At 64.3% G+C, this 17,429-nt stretch carries 15 protein-coding genes; 12 read left to right on the forward strand and 3 right to left on the reverse strand.

The features are described 5' to 3' along the window. The first annotated feature begins 20 nt into the window (after nucleotides 1–20). The 10 genes from sdhC (at nucleotide 21) to brnQ (ending at nucleotide 12,844) form a co-directional block, all read left to right on the forward strand. Nucleotides 21–407 carry a succinate dehydrogenase, cytochrome b556 subunit gene (gene sdhC, locus FSV73_RS05475; protein WP_167348559.1) on the forward strand — a complete coding sequence of 129 codons (387 nt, stop codon included), beginning with the start codon at nucleotides 21–23 and terminating at the stop codon, nucleotides 405–407. After that, on the forward strand, nucleotides 401–769 hold the full coding sequence (gene sdhD / locus FSV73_RS05480; RefSeq protein WP_017638892.1) for a succinate dehydrogenase, hydrophobic membrane anchor protein: 369 nt from the start codon (nucleotides 401–403) through the stop codon (nucleotides 767–769). Before sdhC ends, sdhD begins: the two co-directional genes overlap by 7 nt. A 3-nt stretch (nucleotides 770–772) precedes the next feature. After that, nucleotides 773–2,545, forward strand: coding sequence for a succinate dehydrogenase flavoprotein subunit (gene sdhA / locus FSV73_RS05485; protein WP_145005058.1), 1,773 nt, complete (start codon nucleotides 773–775; stop codon nucleotides 2,543–2,545). Nucleotides 2,546–2,556: 11 nt separating this feature from the next. After that, nucleotides 2,557–3,261, forward strand: a complete 705-nt coding sequence (locus tag FSV73_RS05490; RefSeq protein WP_007159253.1) for a succinate dehydrogenase iron-sulfur subunit — start codon at nucleotides 2,557–2,559, stop codon at nucleotides 3,259–3,261. Nucleotides 3,262–3,446: 185 nt separating this feature from the next. Then, the gene (locus tag FSV73_RS05495; protein ID WP_145005061.1) at nucleotides 3,447–6,278 is read left to right on the forward strand and encodes a 2-oxoglutarate dehydrogenase E1 component; all 2,832 of its coding nucleotides are present in this window, start codon (nucleotides 3,447–3,449) and stop codon (nucleotides 6,276–6,278) included. Nucleotides 6,279–6,320: 42 nt separating this feature from the next. Continuing rightward, on the forward strand, nucleotides 6,321–7,544 hold the full coding sequence (gene odhB, locus FSV73_RS05500; RefSeq protein WP_145005064.1) for a 2-oxoglutarate dehydrogenase complex dihydrolipoyllysine-residue succinyltransferase: 1,224 nt from the start codon (nucleotides 6,321–6,323) through the stop codon (nucleotides 7,542–7,544). A gap of 80 nt (nucleotides 7,545–7,624) precedes the next feature. Beyond that, a complete protein-coding gene (lpdA, locus tag FSV73_RS05505; RefSeq protein ID WP_145005067.1) occupies nucleotides 7,625–9,061 on the forward strand; it encodes a dihydrolipoyl dehydrogenase in 1,437 nt (478 codons plus the stop codon). A 183-nt stretch (nucleotides 9,062–9,244) separates the two neighbouring features. Next, the gene (gene sucC / locus FSV73_RS05510) at nucleotides 9,245–10,411 is read left to right on the forward strand and encodes an ADP-forming succinate--CoA ligase subunit beta (protein ID WP_145005070.1); all 1,167 of its coding nucleotides are present in this window, start codon (nucleotides 9,245–9,247) and stop codon (nucleotides 10,409–10,411) included. Continuing rightward, nucleotides 10,411–11,298, forward strand: a complete 888-nt coding sequence (gene sucD / locus FSV73_RS05515; protein WP_145005072.1) for a succinate--CoA ligase subunit alpha — start codon at nucleotides 10,411–10,413, stop codon at nucleotides 11,296–11,298. Before sucC ends, sucD begins: the two co-directional genes overlap by 1 nt. Before the next feature lie 205 nt (nucleotides 11,299–11,503). Beyond that, a complete protein-coding gene (gene brnQ / locus FSV73_RS05520; RefSeq protein WP_145005075.1) occupies nucleotides 11,504–12,844 on the forward strand; it encodes a branched-chain amino acid transport system II carrier protein in 1,341 nt (446 codons plus the stop codon). 55 nt (nucleotides 12,845–12,899) lie between these two features. On the opposite strand, the gene FSV73_RS05525 is transcribed toward brnQ, so the two are convergent. After that, a complete protein-coding gene (locus FSV73_RS05525; RefSeq protein WP_027596949.1) occupies nucleotides 12,900–13,181 on the reverse strand; it encodes a hypothetical protein in 282 nt (93 codons plus the stop codon). 201 nt (nucleotides 13,182–13,382) lie between these two features. Here FSV73_RS05525 and htpG point away from each other — a divergent pair, with 201 nt between their 5' ends. Next, nucleotides 13,383–15,287: a molecular chaperone HtpG gene (gene htpG / locus FSV73_RS05530; RefSeq protein WP_145005078.1), complete on the forward strand. Its 1,905-nt coding sequence runs from the start codon at nucleotides 13,383–13,385 to the stop codon at nucleotides 15,285–15,287. A 198-nt stretch (nucleotides 15,288–15,485) separates the two neighbouring features. Beyond that, nucleotides 15,486–16,223: a dienelactone hydrolase family protein gene (locus tag FSV73_RS05535; protein WP_145005081.1), complete on the forward strand. Its 738-nt coding sequence runs from the start codon at nucleotides 15,486–15,488 to the stop codon at nucleotides 16,221–16,223. 42 nt (nucleotides 16,224–16,265) lie between these two features. Here FSV73_RS05535 and FSV73_RS05540 read toward each other — a convergent pair whose 3' ends face one another. Both FSV73_RS05540 and FSV73_RS05545 read right to left on the reverse strand, forming a co-directional pair. Continuing rightward, nucleotides 16,266–16,901, reverse strand: a complete 636-nt coding sequence (locus tag FSV73_RS05540; RefSeq protein ID WP_313955121.1) for a SprT family zinc-dependent metalloprotease — start codon at nucleotides 16,899–16,901, stop codon at nucleotides 16,266–16,268. Continuing rightward, on the reverse strand, nucleotides 16,786–17,406 hold the full coding sequence (locus tag FSV73_RS05545; RefSeq protein ID WP_145005087.1) for a DNA-J related domain-containing protein: 621 nt from the start codon (nucleotides 17,404–17,406) through the stop codon (nucleotides 16,786–16,788). Before FSV73_RS05545 ends, FSV73_RS05540 begins: the two co-directional genes overlap by 116 nt. Between the last annotated feature and the right edge of the window lie 23 nt (nucleotides 17,407–17,429).

The following is a 17,429-nucleotide window of genomic DNA, read 5'->3' on the forward strand; positions in this document are numbered from 1 at the left end:
ACCGCAATTGGGCCCTCAGTGTGAAAGAAGCCGTGAATAGCAAACGACCTGTAAACCTAGATCTCAGGACCATCAAACTACCTATCACAGCTTATACCTCGATTCTTCACCGTATCTCCGGCGTCATCCTGTTCCTCGGCATCGCGGTAATGCTCTATGGGCTGCACCTGTCGCTGGGTAGCGAGGAAGGCTTCGGCCAGGTGAAAGCTTTTCTGGCCTATCCGCTGGTCAAGCTCGTGATCTGGGGTCTGCTGTCCGCGTTGCTCTACCACCTGGTCGCCGGCATTCGGCACCTGATCATGGATGGCGGCGCCGGTGAAACCCTGCAGGGCGGCAAGCTGGGCGCGCAGCTAGTGCTGGTCATTTCCGCAGTTCTGATCATTCTGGCAGGGGTTTGGGTATGGTAACCAACGTCACCAATCTTTCGCGTTCCGGTCTCTACGACTGGATGGCGCAACGGGTCTCGGCAGTCGTCCTCGCGGTCTACTTCCTGTTCCTGATCGGCTTCCTGATCCTTCACCCAGGGCTCACCTTCGAGCAATGGCACGGCCTGTTCTCCCACACCCTGATGCGCATCTTCAGCCTGCTGGCGCTGGTGTCCATCTGCGTGCATGCGTGGGTCGGTATGTGGACCATCTCCACCGACTACCTGACCACCATGGCCATCGGCAAGGGTGCTACCGCCGTGCGTTTCCTCTTCCAGGCGGTATGCGGGTTCGCGATGTTCGCGTTCTTCGTCTGGGGCGTGCAGATCTTCTGGGGTGTTTGATCTATGTCCACAATTCGTCATATCTCGTTTGATGCCATCATCGTAGGCGGGGGCGGCGCCGGTATGCGCGCGGCCCTGCAACTGGCCCAGTCCGGCCACAAGACCGCGGTGATCACCAAGGTCTTCCCGACCCGCTCCCACACCGTGTCCGCCCAGGGCGGCATCACCTGCGCCATCGCCTCGGCCGACCCGAACGACGACTGGCGCTGGCACATGTACGACACCGTCAAGGGGTCGGACTACATCGGTGACCAGGACGCCATCGAATACATGTGCTCCGTCGGCCCGGAAGCGGTCTTCGAACTCGAGCACATGGGCCTGCCGTTCTCCCGTACCGAGCAGGGCCGCATCTACCAGCGCCCCTTCGGCGGTCAGTCCAAGGACTACGGCAAGGGTGGCCAGGCCGCCCGTACCTGCGCCGCAGCCGACCGTACCGGTCACGCCCTGCTGCACACCCTCTATCAGGGCAACCTGAAGAACAACACGGTGTTCCTCAACGAGTGGTACGCCGTGGACCTGGTGAAGAACCAGGATGGCGTCGTGGTCGGTGTCATCGCCATCTGCATCGAGACCGGCGAGACCGTCTACGTCAAGGCCAAGGCCACCGTGCTGGCCACCGGCGGCGCCGGTCGCATCTATGCCTCCACCACCAATGCCCTGATCAATACCGGTGACGGTGTCGGCATGGCCCTGCGTGCCGGCGTGCCGGTGCAGGACATCGAGATGTGGCAGTTCCACCCGACCGGCATCGCCGGCGCCGGGGTACTGGTCACCGAGGGCTGCCGTGGTGAGGGTGGCTACCTGATCAACAAGCACGGCGAGCGCTTCATGGAGCGTTATGCGCCCAACGCCAAGGACCTGGCCGGCCGCGACGTGGTCGCCCGTTCCATGGTCAAGGAAGTGCTGGCTGGCAATGGCTGCGGTCCCGATGGCGACCACGTGCTGCTGAAGCTCGACCACCTCGGCGAGGAAGTCCTGCACAGCCGCCTGCCCGGTATCTGCGAGCTGTCCAAGACCTTCGCCCATGTCGACCCGGTCGTCGCTCCGGTACCCGTGATTCCCACCTGCCACTATATGATGGGCGGCATCGCCACCAATATCCATGGCCAGGCCATCACCCAGGACGCCAATGGCAACGACAAGATCATCGAAGGCCTGTTCGCCGTGGGCGAAGTGGCCTGCGTGTCCGTGCACGGTGCCAACCGTCTGGGTGGCAACTCGCTGCTGGACCTGGTGGTCTTCGGCCGTGCGGCCGGTCTGCATCTGGAGAAGGCGCTGAAGGACGGCATCGAGCACCGCGGTGCTTCGGAAAGCGACCTGGAAGCCTCGCTGCAGCGCCTGTCCGGCGTCAACGAGCGCACCACCGGTGACGACGTCGCCAGCCTGCGCAAGCAGCTGCAGACCTGCATGCAGAACTACTTCGGGGTGTTCCGCACCGGCGAGTACATGCAGAAGGGCATCGCCGAGCTGGCCGACCTGCGCGAGCGCATCGCCAAGGTCAAGATCAACGACAAGAGCCAGGGCTTCAACACCGCCCGTATCGAAGCGCTCGAGCTGCAGAACCTGCTCGAGGTGGCCGAAGCGACCGCCATCGCCGCCGAAAACCGCAAGGAATCCCGTGGCGCTCACGCCCGTGAAGACTTCGAAGAGCGTGACGACGAGAACTGGCTGTGCCACACCCTCTATTTCCCCGGTGAAAAGCGGGTCAGTAAGCGCGACGTCAACTTCGCGCCCAAGACCGTACCGATGTTCGAACCCAAGGTTCGGACTTACTAAAGGTGACCACCATGTTGAAAGTCAGCGTTTATCGTTACAACCCGGATCAGGACGGCCTGCCGTCCATGCAGGAGTTCCAGGTCGATACCGGTGGGAAGGACCTCATGGTGCTGGACGTCCTGGCTCTGATCAAAGAGCAGGACGAAGGCTTCTCCTACCGTCGTTCCTGCCGTGAAGGCGTCTGCGGCTCCGACGGCATGAACATCAACGGCAAGAATGGCCTGGCGTGCATCACCCCGCTGTCGGCGGTGGTGAAGAACGACAAGCTGGTGGTACGCCCGCTGCCCGGCCTGCCGGTCATCCGTGACCTGGTGGTCGACATGAGCATCTTCTACAAGCAGTACGAGAAGGTGAAGCCGTTCCTGCAGAACGAGACGCCGGCACCGGCGATCGAGCGCCTGCAGAGCCCGGAAGACCGCGAGAAGATCGACGGCTTGTACGAGTGCATCCTGTGCGCCTGCTGCTCGACGTCCTGCCCGTCCTTCTGGTGGAACCCCGACAAGTTCCTCGGTCCGGCTGCGCTGCTGCAGGCCTATCGTTTCCTGGCCGACAGCCGCGACACCAAGACCCAGGAGCGCCTCGCCGCCATGGACGATCCGTTCAGCGTGTTCCGCTGCCGTTCGATCATGAACTGCGTGGCGGTCTGTCCCAAGGGGCTGAACCCGACCAAGGCCATCGGCCATGTGCGGGCGATGCTGCTGCAGAGCGGTACCTGATTCACGTCCCGCCCGGCCAGTTGTGCCGGGCGGGTTCGTTAGCGACCTTGATAGCTCGATTCAACCAATGTCCATTCAGGGATACCCGGAGCGTCATCCGGGCATTGGCGCAGCCGTAGTGAGGCCAGGTCTCTTGACGGGACTGGTCATCGGTTGATGCTATCTCTGCCGAAGGGGTGAACTAGATGCACGAAAGCCAGATGCAGCAACTGTGGGACAGCGCTCACCTGTCCGGCGGGAATGCTGCCTACGTGGAAGAGCTCTATGAGCTGTTTCTGCACGATGCCAACGCTGTGCCGGAAGAGTGGCGCACCTACTTCCAGAAGCTGCCCGCCGTTACCGGCAATTCGCCGGACGTCGCGCACTCCGCGATTCGCGATCATTTCGTGCTGCTGGGCAAGAATCAGCGGCGCGCCCAGCCGGTCTCGGCCGGTACCGTCAGTTCCGAACACGAGAAGAAGCAGGTCGAAGTCCTGCGTCTGATCCAGGCGTATCGCCTGCAGGGGCATCAGGCCGCCCAGCTCGACCCCCTGGGTCTGTGGAAGCGTCAGCCGCCTGCCGATCTGCTGCTCAACCACTATGGGTTGACCGACGCCGACCTGGATACCACCTTCCGTACCGGTGAATTGTTCATCGGCAAAGAGGAGGCAACTCTCCGCGAAATCCGGGATGCGCTGCAAGAGACATATTGCCGCACGGTCGGTGCGGAGTTCATGCACATCGTCGATTCCGAAGAGCGCCGCTGGTTCCTGCAGCGCCTGGAAAGCGTCCGTGGCCGCCCCCAGTATTCGCCGGAAGTCCGCACCCACCTGCTGGAGCGTCTGACCGCCGCCGAGGGCCTGGAAAAGTACCTGGGCACCAAGTACCCGGGCACCAAGAGGTTCGGTCTGGAAGGCGGCGAGAGCCTGATCCCGCTGATCGACGAGATCATCCAGCGCTCCGGCTCCTACGGGGTCAAGGAACTGGTGATCGGCATGGCCCACCGTGGCCGCCTCAACGTCCTGGTCAACACCCTGGGCAAGAACCCGCGCGACCTGTTCGACGAGTTCGAAGGCAAGAAGCTGGTCGAGCTGGGCTCCGGTGACGTCAAGTACCACCAGGGTTTCTCCTCCAACGTCATGACCCAGGGCGGCGAAGTCCACTTGGCGCTGGCGTTCAACCCCTCGCACCTGGAGATCGTCTCCCCGGTGGTGGAAGGGTCGGTGCGCGCTCGCCAGGATCGCCGCGGCGATCGCTCCGGCGACAAGGTCGTGCCGGTGGCCATCCACGGCGACGCCGCCTTCGCGGGCCAGGGCGTGGTCATGGAAACCTTCCAGATGTCGCAGACCCGCGCCTACAAGACTGGCGGCACCCTGCACCTCGTCATCAACAACCAGGTGGGCTTCACCACCAACCGCCAGGAAGACGCGCGCTCCACCGAGTACGCCACCGACGTCGCCAAGATGATCCAGGCGCCGATCTTCCACGTGAACGGCGACGATCCCGAAGCGGTGCTGTTCGTCACCCAGCTGGCGGTCGACTACCGCATGCAGTTCAAGCGTGACATCGTCATCGACCTGGTCTGCTACCGCCGTCGCGGCCACAACGAGGCCGACGAGCCGAGCGGCACCCAGCCGCTGATGTACCAGCAGATCGCCAAGCAGCGCACCACCCGTGACCTCTACGCGGATGCCCTGACCCAGGCTGGCGTGGTCACCGCCGAGCAGGTCCAGGCGCAGTTCGAAGCCTACCGCGGCGCCCTCGACGAGGGCCGTCATGTGGTGGCGAGCCTGGTCAAGGAGCCCAATCGCGACCTGTTCGTCGACTGGAAGCCCTACCTCGGCCATGCCTGGACCGCGCGTCACGACACCGGTTTCGACCTCAAGACCCTGCAGGACCTGGCCAACAAGCTGCTGCAGATCCCGGAAGGGGTGGTGGTCCAGCGGCAGGTCGGCAAGATCCTCGAGGATCGGCAGAAGATGACCGCCGGCGGCCTGCCGCTGAACTGGGGCTTCGCCGAGACCATGGCCTACGCCACCCTGCTGCACGAGGGTCATCCGATCCGCATCACCGGCCAGGACGTCGGCCGGGGCACCTTCTCGCACCGTCACGCGGTACTGCACAACCAGAAGGACGCTGTCCCCTACGTGCCCCTGCAGCACCTGGCTGAGGATCAGCCGTCGTTCGAGATCTACGACTCCTTCCTGTCCGAGGAAGCGGTGCTGGGCTTCGAATACGGCTATGCCACTACCACGCCCAATGCGCTGGTGGTCTGGGAAGCCCAGTTCGGTGACTTTGCCAACGGTGCCCAGGTGGTCATCGACCAGTTCATCACCAGCGGCGAGATCAAGTGGGGTCGCCTGTGCGGCCTGACCATGCTGCTGCCCCACGGCTACGAAGGCCAGGGTCCGGAGCACTCGTCGGCCCGTCTGGAGCGTTACCTGCAACTCTGCGCCGAGCAGAACATCCAGGTCTGCGTGCCGACCACCCCGGCGCAGATCTACCACCTGCTGCGTCGCCAGGTCATCCGCCCGCTGCGCAAGCCGCTGGTGGTGCTCACGCCCAAGTCGCTGCTGCGCCACAAGCTGGCCATCTCGACCCTGGAAGATCTGGCCCATGGCTCCTTCCAGACCGTGATCAACGAGCTGGATCCGCTCGACGCCCAGCAGGTCAAGCGCCTGGTCCTGTGCAGCGGCAAGGTCTACTACGACCTGCTGGAAAAGCGCCGCAGCGAGAATCGCCAGGACATCGCCATCGTGCGCCTGGAACAGCTCTACCCGTTCCCGGAAGACGATCTGGCCGAGGTCCTGGCTGGCTATCCGAACCTCGAACGCGTGGTCTGGTGCCAGGAAGAGCCGATGAACCAGGGCGCCTGGTACTGCAGCCAGCATCACATGCGCCGTGCCGTGTCCGCCTACAAGCCGGGCCTGGGTCTGGAATACGCGGGTCGCGATGCCTCCGCCGCGCCGGCGTGCGGCTATGCCTCCATGCACGCCGAGCAGCAGGAAAAACTGCTGCACGATGCTTTCTCCGTTTGATTCGCCACGCGACTACTAGAGATCACTAAGGAAATTCATAGAATGGCTATCGAGATCAAAGCCCCTACCTTCCCGGAATCGGTCGCCGACGGCACCGTCGCCACCTGGCACAAGAAGCCGGGCGAAGCGGTCAAGCGTGACGAACTGCTGGTCGACATCGAGACCGACAAGGTCGTACTGGAAGTCGTGGCACCCGCCGACGGCGTCCTGGCCGAGGTCGTCAAGAACGAAGGCGATACCGTGCTGAGCGAAGAAGTCATCGCTCGCATCGAAGAGGGCGCCACCGCCGCCGCCCCGGCTGCCCAGCCGGCCGCCGCCAGTGCCCCGGCCGCTGCCCCGGCTGCCGCCGGTAGCGACGAGGATCCGATCCTGGCGCCCGCCGCACGCAAGATCGCCGAAGAGAACGGCATTGATCCGGCGACCCTGGTCGGCACCGGCAAGGGCGGTCGCGTCACCAAGGAAGACGCCGTCGCCGCCGTCGAGGCCAAGAAGTCCGGCGCCGCTGCCCCGGCGGCCAAGCCCGCTACCGCCGCCGCCGCTCCGGTGGTGACGGCCGCTGGCGATCGCACCGAGAAGCGCGTGCCCATGACCCGCCTGCGCGCCAAGGTCGCCGAGCGCCTGGTTGAAGCCCAGTCCAGCATGGCCATGCTGACGACCTTCAACGAGGTCAACATGAAGCCGATCATGGACCTGCGCTCCAAGTACAAGGACCTGTTCGAGAAGAAGCACAACGGCGTGCGCCTGGGCTTCATGTCCTTCTTCGTCAAGGCCGCCACCGAGGCGCTCAAGCGTCAGCCGGGCGTGAATGCCTCCATCGATGGCAACGACATCGTCTACCACGGCTACCAGGACATCGGCGTGGCCGTGTCCAGCGACCGTGGCTTGGTGGTACCGGTGCTGCGCAACGCCGAGTTCATGAGCCTGGCGGAAGTGGAAGGCACCATCGCCGACTTCGGCAAGAAGGCCAAGGCCGGCAAGCTGACCCTGGAAGACATGCAGGGCGGTACCTTCACCATCTCCAACGGTGGGGTCTTCGGTTCGCTGCTGTCCACCCCCATCGTCAACCCGCCGCAGACCGCGATCCTGGGCATGCACAAGATCCAGGAGCGCCCGATGGCGGTGAACGGCCAGGTGGTGATCCTGCCGATGATGTATCTTGCGCTGTCCTACGACCATCGCCTGATCGATGGCAAGGAAGCCGTGACCTTCCTGGTCACCATGAAGGATCTGCTGGAAGACCCGGCGCGTCTGCTGCTGGACATCTGATCCGGCTCTCGCGGTGCGGGGCAGGGGCCACGCACCGCTTCATGTTTTCATGCCTGAAGCTGCTCCAAGGGGATTAGTGTATGAGCGACAAATTCGACGTAGTGGTGATCGGCGCCGGCCCTGGTGGCTACGTGGCCGCCATCCGCGCCGCGCAGCTGGGTCTGAAGACGGCCTGTGTCGAGCGCTACAAGGGCAAGGAAGGCAAGATCGCCCTGGGCGGTACCTGCCTGAACGTGGGTTGCATTCCGTCCAAGGCGCTGCTGGACAGCTCCTACAAGTACCACGAGGCCCACGAGGGCTTTAAGGTCCATGGCATCGACGCCCCCAACGTCACCATCGACGTGCCCACCATGATCGGCCGCAAGGACCAGATCGTGAAGAACCTCACCGGCGGCGTGGCCACCCTGTTCAAGGCCAACGGCGTGACCCTGCTGGAAGGCAACGGCAAGCTGCTGTCCGGCAAGAAGGTCGAAGTCACCGGCCTGGACGGCAATGTCCAGGTGGTCGAGGCCGAGAACGTCATCCTGGCGTCCGGCTCGCGCCCTATCGACATCCCGCCGGCTCCGGTGGACCAGAAGGTCATCGTCGATTCCACCGGCGCTCTGGAATTCCAGAGCGTGCCCAAGCGTCTGGGCGTGATCGGTGCCGGCGTCATCGGCCTGGAACTGGGTTCGGTCTGGGCTCGCCTGGGTGCCGAAGTCACCGTGCTGGAAGCCCTGGACAAGTTCCTGGTGGCCGCCGATGACCAGGTGTCCAAGGAAGCCTACAAGATCCTCTCCAAGCAGGGTCTGGACATCCGCCTGGGTGCCCGCGTGACCGGTTCCCAGGTCAATGGCGAGGAAGTCACCGTCAACTACACCGAAGGCGGTGAAGAGAAGCAGATCACCTTCGATCGCCTGATCGTCGCCGTGGGCCGGCGTCCGGTCACCACTGACCTGCTGGCATCCGACAGCGGCGTGGAAAGCGACGAGCGTGGCTACATCTACGTCGACGACTACTGCGCCACCAGCGTGCCGGGCGTGTTCGCCATCGGTGACTGCGTCCGCGGTCTGATGCTAGCGCACAAGGCCTCGGAAGAGGGCGTGATGGTCGCCGAGCGCATTGCCGGCCACAAGGCCCAGATGAACTACGACCTGGTGCCCTCGGTGATCTACACCCACCCGGAAATCGCCTGGGTCGGCAAGACCGAGCAGGCGCTGAAGGCCGAAGGCGTCGAAGTCAACGTCGGCACCTTCCCCTTCGCGGTCAGCGGTCGGGCCCTGGCGGCCAACGACACCGCCGGCTTCGTCAAGGTCGTGGCCGATGCCAAGACCGATCGCGTCCTGGGCGTCCATGTGGTCGGCCCGAGCGCGGCGGAGCTGGTGCAGCAAGGCGCCATCGCCATGGAATTCGGCTCCAGCGCCGAAGACCTGGGCATGATGGTGTTCTCGCACCCGACCCTGTCCGAGGCGCTGCACGAAGCGGCCCTGGCGGTGAACGGTCATGCGATCCACGCAGTGAATCGCAAGAAGCGGTAAGAGATTTACGGAACCACGGGGTCGTCGACCGCCGTGGAGCCGCAGGGCTCCACCGCAGGAAGACGCCCCGGACCCTTGCGCGGCAGGGGTCACAGGTGGCGCGGTGCCCGCGACCGTCCGGAGGACGGCTCGGAGAACGCACAGCGTCGAATGCGCAATACCCAACGAAGACGGTAGACAAGCATGAATCTCCACGAGTATCAGGGTAAGCAGCTGTTCGCTGAATACGGCCTGCCCGTTTCCAAAGGCTACGCTGTCGACACCCCCCAGGAGGCCTACGAGGCTTGCGGCCGTATCGGCGGCGACGAGTGGGTCGTCAAGGCCCAGGTCCATGCGGGTGGCCGCGGCAAGGCCGGTGGCGTGAAGCTGGTCAAGAGCAAGGAAGAAGCCAAGGAATTCGCCGCCAAGTGGCTGGGCCAGCGTCTGGTGACCTACCAGACCGATGCCAACGGTCAGCCGGTCAGCAAGATCCTGGTCGAATCCTGCACCGACATCGACAAGGAGCTCTACCTGGGCGCCGTGGTCGATCGCTCCACCCGCCGCATCGTGTTCATGGCTTCCACCGAAGGTGGCGTGGACATCGAGAAGGTCGCGCACGACACTCCGGAGAAGATCCTCAAGGCCACCGTCGATCCGCTGGTGGGCGCTCAGCCCTACCAGGGTCGCGACCTGGCTTTCCAGCTGGGCCTGAAAGGTGACCAGATCAAGCAGTTCACCCAGATCTTCGTCGGTCTGGCCAAGCTGTTCCAGGACTACGACCTGGCCCTGCTGGAAGTGAACCCGCTGGTGATCAAGAAGGATGGCAACCTGCACTGCCTGGATGCCAAGCTCAACATCGACAGCAACGCCATCTACCGTCAGCCCAAGCTGCGCGCCTTCCACGACCCGTCGCAGGACGACGCTCGTGAAGCCCATGCGCAGAAGTGGGAACTGAACTACGTGGCCTTGGAAGGCAGCATCGGCTGCATGGTCAACGGTGCCGGCCTGGCCATGGGTACCATGGACATCGTCAACCTGCACGGCGGCAAGCCGGCCAACTTCCTGGACGTTGGCGGCGGCGCGACCAAAGAGCGCGTGACCGAAGCCTTCAAGATCATCCTGTCCGATAGCAACGTGAAGGCCGTTCTGGTGAACATCTTCGGCGGCATCGTCCGCTGCGACATGATCGCCGAAGGCATCATCGGTGCCGTGAAGGAAGTCGGCGTGAAGGTGCCGGTCGTGGTTCGCCTCGAAGGCAACAACGCCGAACTCGGTGCCAAGGTCCTGGCCGAAAGCGGCCTGAACATCATCGCGGCAACCAGCCTGACCGACGCTGCCCAGCAGGTCGTCAAGGCCGCGGAGGGTAAGTAATGAGCGTCCTGATCAACAAAGACACCAAGGTCATCTGCCAGGGCTTCACCGGTAGCCAGGGTACCTTCCACTCCGAACAGGCCATCGCCTACGGCACCCAGATGGTTGGCGGCGTGACCCCCGGCAAGGGCGGCTCCACTCACCTCGGTCTGCCGGTGTTCAACACCGTGCGCGAAGCCGTGGAAGCCACCGGCGCCGACGCCTCGGTGATCTACGTGCCGGCTCCCTTCTGCAAGGACTCCATCCTGGAAGCGGCCTTCGGTGGCATCAAGCTGATCGTCTGCATCACCGAGGGCATCCCCACCCTCGACATGCTGGATGCCAAGGTGAAGTGCGACGAACTGGGCGTACGCCTGATCGGCCCGAACTGCCCCGGCGTCATCACCCCCGGCGAGTGCAAGATCGGCATCATGCCCGGTCACATCCACCTGCCGGGCAAGGTCGGTATCGTGTCGCGTTCCGGCACCCTGACCTATGAAGCCGTGAAGCAGACCACCGATGCCGGCTTCGGCCAGTCCACCTGCGTGGGTATCGGCGGCGACCCCATCCCGGGTTCGAACTTCATCGACATCCTGAAGCTGTTCCAGGAAGACCCGCAGACCGAAGCCATCGTCATGATCGGCGAGATCGGCGGTAGCGCTGAAGAAGAGGCCGCGGCCTACATCAAGGCCAACGTGACCAAGCCGGTGGTGTCCTACATCGCTGGTGTCACCGCACCGCCCGGCAAGCGCATGGGCCACGCCGGCGCCATCATCTCCGGCGGCAAGGGCACTGCGGACGAGAAGTTCGCCGCCCTGCAGGACGCTGGTGTGAAGACCGTGCGTTCCCTGGCCGACATCGGCAAGGCCCTGGCCGAACTGACCGGTTGGGAAGTCAAGAAGGCCTGAGCCTGACCGACTGTAGAAAAGGCCGCCTCCGGGCGGCCTTTTTCATGGGCGCTGTCATGACGCCTCATCAGCTGCCGGCTGCCTTTTCGCCGGTAATTCGTTAGGATGACAACCTTCCGCTCCACCCGCCACCCCGTGGCGCCCCCAAGACCTGCTCCCATGAGGGCGGGCTGCCTCGTTTTCCTCATTGCTGGTACTGCCTTCCATGAAAGCTCTACAAAGCCGGGACGTCCTGGCCCTCGGATTCATGACGTTCGCGTTGTTCGTCGGCGCGGGCAACATCATCTTTCCTCCCATCGTTGGCCTGCAGGCCGGCGAGCACGTCTGGAGCGCCGCCCTGGGCTTCCTGCTGACCGCGGTCGGCCTGCCGGTACTGACCCTGATCGCCCTGGCGCGCGTCGGCGGTGGGATGGACGCCCTGAGCAGGCCCCTGGGGCGAACGGCGGCGCGCACGCTCGCCATCGTCTGTTACCTGTCGGTGGGACCGCTGTTCGCCACCCCGCGCACCGCTACGGTGTCCTTCGAAGTCGGTGTCGCGCCCTTGCTGGGCAGTGGACCCATCCCGCTGTTCCTCTACAGCCTGGTGTATTTCCTGGTGGTGCTGGTGGTATCCCTCTATCCGGGGCGCCTGCTCGACACCGTGGGCCGCTTCCTCGGCCCGCTGAAGATCCTGGCGCTGGCGGTGCTGGGCGGTGCCGCGCTGTTCTGGCCGGCCGGCGGACCCGCCACCGCGGCGCCCGAGTACGCCTCTCGGGCGCTGTCCCAGGGCTTCGTCAACGGCTACCTGACCATGGATACCCTCGGCGCCCTGGTGTTCGGCATCGTCATCGTCAACGCCATCCGCGCCCGGGGCGTGACCGCGCCGCAATTGCTGACGCGCTACACCATCATCGCCGGCCTGATCGCCGGCGTCGGCCTGGTGCTGGTCTATCTGAGCCTGTTCCAGCTCGGCGCCGGCAGCGGCGCCCTGGTACCCCATGCCAGCAACGGCGCCGAGGTCCTGCATGCCTATGTGCAGCACACCTTCGGCAGCGTCGGCAGCGACTTCCTCGCGGTACTCATCACCCTGGCCTGCCTGGTCACGGCGGTGGGCCTCACCTGTGCCTGCGCGGAATTCTTCAGCGAGTTCCTGCCGTTCAGCTATCGCAGCTTGGTGGTCCTGCTGGCGGCCTTCTCGCTGCTGGTGTCCAACCTGGGCCTGACCCAGCTGATCCAGATCTCGGTGCCCATCCTCACCGCCATCTATCCGCCCTGCATCGCCCTGGTGGTGCTGAGTTTCTTCAGCGCGCGCTGGGCGGCGCCCGGGCGCATCCTCGGGCCGGTGCTACTGGTGGCCCTGGCCTTCGGCATCCTCGATGGCCTGCAGGCTGCGCACCTGACGGTGCCCTATCTGAGTGCGGCCGTGCAGTGGCTACCGCTGGCCGACTCCGGCCTGGGCTGGCTGCTGCCGGCCGTGGTGGTGGGGCTCATCGCCGTGGCCTGGGCAAGCCTGGGCGGCAGGGCGCGGGTGGCGGAGGAGGGCGACGCGGATCCTTCGCGCTCCTGAATCCAGCACCCACAAAAAAGCCCGCAGCTGCGGGCTTTTTTCATGGCCAATCGGCTTACGGCTTGGGCTGGGTAGCCGGCGCGGTGCCATTGGTGGTGCCGGTGGCCGGGCTCACCGAGGTGGCCTCGCCCTTGGACTGCTCCTTGGCAGCCTCGTTGGCGGCTTCGTTGCGCTGCTCGGCAGCCTTGTTGCTCTGCTCAGCGGCTTTGTTCAGGTTTTCCTGGGCTTTCTGTTCGGTCTTGGCAGCGTCTTGAGCCTTGTTTTCGGAAGGCTTGTCACAGGCGGCGAGGCCGAAGGCGGCAGTGAAGAGCAGGGCAATGGCGAAGGGCTTTTTCATGTGTTTTCTCCTTATAGAACTACACGACAGCCGTTCGAGCACCCCGCCAAAAGTTAAGTTCCGCGTCTGGCCCGCGCGTCGCGCAAATTCCTACCTGGGTCGCGAACCGAGATCGGCACGGTTGAAATGTCGCGGGGCGCCCCCATCTCCGCGACATCGCCAGGCATCTGGTGCGTATCTATCGATAGCGGAGTTCGTAGCATGAGTGTGGAGACTCAAAAGGAAACCCTAGGCTTCCAGACCGAAGTGAAGCAGCTGCTTCACCTGATGATTCACTCGTTGTATTCCAACAAGGAAATCTTCCTGCGCGAATTGATTTCCAACGCGTCCGACGCGGCCGACAAGCTCAGGTTCGAGGCGCTGTCCAAGCCCGAACTGCTCGAAGGCGGGGATACGCTGAAGATTCGCCTGAGCTTCGATAAGGACGCGGGCACCGTCACCCTCGAGGACAACGGCATCGGCATGAGTCGTGAGGAGGTCATCGCCCACCTCGGTACCATCGCCAAATCCGGCACCGCCGATTTCCTGAAGAACCTCAGCGGCGACCAGAAGAAGGATTCCAACCTCATCGGCCAGTTCGGCGTGGGCTTCTACTCGGCCTTCATCGTCGCCGACCAGGTCGACGTCTATACCCGTCGCGCCGGCCATCCGGCCGCCGAGGGTGTGCACTGGTCGTCCAAGGGGGAAGGGGAGTTCGAGGTCGCGAACATCGACAAGCCCGAGCGCGGTACCCGCATCGTGCTGCACCTCAAGCCCGAGGAAAGCGAATTCGCCGATGGCTGGCGCCTGCGCAACGTGGTCAAGAAGTACTCCGACCACATCGGCCTGCCCATCGAGCTGCCCAAGGAGCACCACGGCAGCGACGAGGAGAAACCCGCCGAGCAGGAATGGGAAACCGTCAACCGCGCCAGCGCGCTCTGGACCCGTCCGCGTACCGAGCTCAAGGACGAGGACTACCAGGAGTTCTACAAGCACGTCGGCCATGACTTCGAGAATCCCCTGACCTGGAGCCACAACAAGGTCGAGGGCAAGCTCGAATACACCTCGCTGCTGTACGTGCCGGCTCGCGCGCCCTTCGATCTCTACCAGCGCGAAGCGCCCAAGGGCCTCAAGCTCTATGTGCAGCGCGTCTTCATCATGGACCAGGCCGACCAGTTCCTGCCGCTGTACCTGAGATTCATCAAGGGGGTGGTGGACTCCAACGACCTGTCGCTGAACGTCTCCCGCGAGATCCTGCAGAAGGATCCGGTGATCGACTCCATGAAGTCGGCGCTGACCAAGCGCGTGCTGGACATGCTGGAGAAGCTGGCCAAGAACGAGCCGGAGCAGTACCAGTCGTTCTGGGGTCACTTCGGCCAAGTGCTCAAGGAAGGTCCGGCGGAAGACTTCGCCAACCGCGAGAAGATCGCCGGCCTGCTGCGCTTCGCCTCGACCCATAACGGCGACGATGCCCAGAACGTGTCCCTGGCCGACTACATTGGCCGGATGAAGGAAGGTCAGGACAAGATCTACTACCTGACCGGCGAGAGCCACGCGCAGATCAAGAACAGCCCGCACCTGGAAGTCTTCCGCAAGAAGGGTGTCGAGGTCCTGCTGCTGACCGACCGCATCGACGAGTGGCTGATGAGCTACCTCACCGAGTTCGACGGCAAGCACTTCGTCGACGTCGCCCGCGGCGATCTCGACCTCGGCAAGCTGGATAGCGAAGAAGACAAGCAGGCCCAGGAAGAGGTCGCCAAGACCAAGGAAGGGCTGGTGGAACGCCTCAAGCAGGCCCTGGACGCCCAGGTCAGCGAGGTGCGCGTGTCCCATCGCCTGACCGATTCGCCAGCGATCCTGGCCATCGGTGAGCAGGACCTCGGCCTGCAGATGCGCCGGATCCTGGAAGCCAGCGGCCAGAAGGCACCGGACTCCAAGCCGATCTTCGAGATCAATCCGCAGCATCCGCTGATCGAGAAGCTCGATGCCGAGCCCGACGAGGACCGCTTCGCCGACCTGTCGCACATCCTGTTCGATCAGGCCGCGCTGGCTGCCGGCGACAGCCTCAAGGATCCCGCCGCCTATGTCCGCCGGTTAAACAAATTGCTGGTGGAATTGTCCGCTTAAAGATGCAGAAGCCCGCTTAGGGCCTGTTCAAAGACTCGCGAGCTAGAGACAAACAAGGCGAAAAGACCTGAGGAAGCGGAGTTTACGCATGGTAAATGAGCATTCCGAAGGTCTTTTCAACGCCGTTTGGCCGACGCGCAGCAGGCTTTGAACAGGATCTTAGGCGGGCTTTTCTCTTTCCACCCTTCGGAGGACCCCATGGTCGATGTCACTGTAAAACCCGTTTCCTACGAAATCGATGGCCAGACGTTCGAGAGCCAACTGGTGTACGCCACCAGCGGTACGCCCACCCGTCCGGGGGTGTTGCTCGCCCCCAACTGGATGGGGGTGTCCCACGGCGCCGTGGAACAGGCCAAGCGCCTGGCCGAGGCCGATGGCCTGGCCTACCTGGTGGTGGATTTCTACGGCCGGGATGTCCGTCCGCAGAACGGCGACGAAGCCCTGGCGGCCATGACCCCGATCCGCGCGGATCGGGCCCTGCTGCGCCAGCGCATGCAGGCCGCCTACGCGGCGCTGGTCGCCCAGGCGGAGACGGCGGCGGTGGATGTCCACCAGATCGCTGCCATCGGCTTCTGCTTCGGCGGCTGTGCCGCGCTGGAGCTGGCCCGCGATGGCGCGGCGCTGAGCGCTGTGGTGACCTTCCACGCCAACCTGGATACGCCCAATCCGGCCGATGCGGCCCGTATCACCGGTCCGGTGCTGATCCTGCACGGCGCCGCCGATCCCTTGGTACCGGACGAGCAACTCGCCGGTTTCCGCCAGGAGATGGACGCCGCCCAGGTGGATTGGCAGCTGCTGAGCTACGGCGGTGCGGTGCACTCCTTCACCGATCCCGAGGCGAACAATCCGGGCAAGCAGCAGTACCACCCGGTAGTGGCCAAGCGCGCCTTCCTGGCGATGCACAACCTGTTCGGCGAAGTCTTCGCCCAGGGCTGATGCCTGCGCTGCCTGCCGGTCCCCGGGTCGGGGCCGGCAGGGTCAGCCACTGATGACTTCCTGGGTGAAGTCCAGCGGGCCGCGGCAACGGCGGCACAGATAGCGCCGTCCCTTGCGCACCAGGGCGTGACGCTGGGCGGTGAATTCGAAGCGACCATCCGGGCAGTTGCAGCGATACAGGTACAGGGTGCGGGCCCGTTGCGGCAATTCGTAGGTATGGCAGCGATCCGGCGGCAGCCCATAGACCCCGCGCATGATCAGTTGCCACTCCTCGCCATGGGGCCGGATGCTGCCACCGAACAGCTGATGCGCCACCAGATGCGCCACCTCGTGGGCCACGGTCTGTTCGAGGAAGTGGACGCGATTTTCCTGATAGAGCTGCCGGTTGAACCTCAGCCGATTCTCGGTGAGATGGGCGACGCCCGCGCGCTGGCCACGCAGGGCCAGGCTGACCTCGGGGCGAGGAAAACGACGTTTGAAGAAGGCCTCCGCCTGCCGATAGCAGTCTTCGACCCGGTCCGTGAGTTGTTCGGGCATGGGCAACCTCTGGCGAGGGGGTCGATTATGCCGAAGCCCGCGTCTGCGCCCTAGCGTCGGCGGTCGGCTGATGGCCGTAGTGCCGACGCAGCGTATCCATGGCCGCATTGATGGCTTGCAGACGACCGGTGCTGCCACCATGGTCGGGATGGTGACGGCTGGCGAGCTGCCGATAGCGCCGGCGGATCTGGCCGTAGTCCGCCGAGCGATCCAGGCCGAGCAGGCGCAGGGCTTCCAGCAGGTCGGATTCGCCGTTGACCAGGGCCCAGAAGTGATTGAGCAGATTGGCCACATCGTCGGGCGTGGTGGTTTCCAGCTGGGTGAGGTCCAGGTAGTAGGCACGTAGCGGATCGGCCACCACCAGACCGGCCCTGGCGCGCAGGTAGGGGCGCAACTCGATGCGCAGCGCGCTGATGGTCAGCTCGGCGCGTTGTTCGGCGCGCAGCTGGTCGCGCAGCCGGTAGAGGGCGTTGAAGACGCGGAAGTGCAGGCGAAAGAGTTCGTAGTTGTCGGTCACCGGGCGCGGCGGGACCAGCGGCGAGCCGGCGCGGCGCAGGGCCTGCAGCAACTCGTACTCCGACAGGCTGGAGTGGGCCTCGAGCAGTTCCCGATACAGCGCCGCCATGAGCTCCTCGGCGTCGCTCATGGCTGCCGGTCGCTCCGGACTGA

It is taken from the genome of Pseudomonas oryzihabitans (genome assembly GCF_007665395.1).
GTDB lineage: Bacteria > Pseudomonadota > Gammaproteobacteria > Pseudomonadales > Pseudomonadaceae > Chryseomonas > Chryseomonas psychrotolerans_C.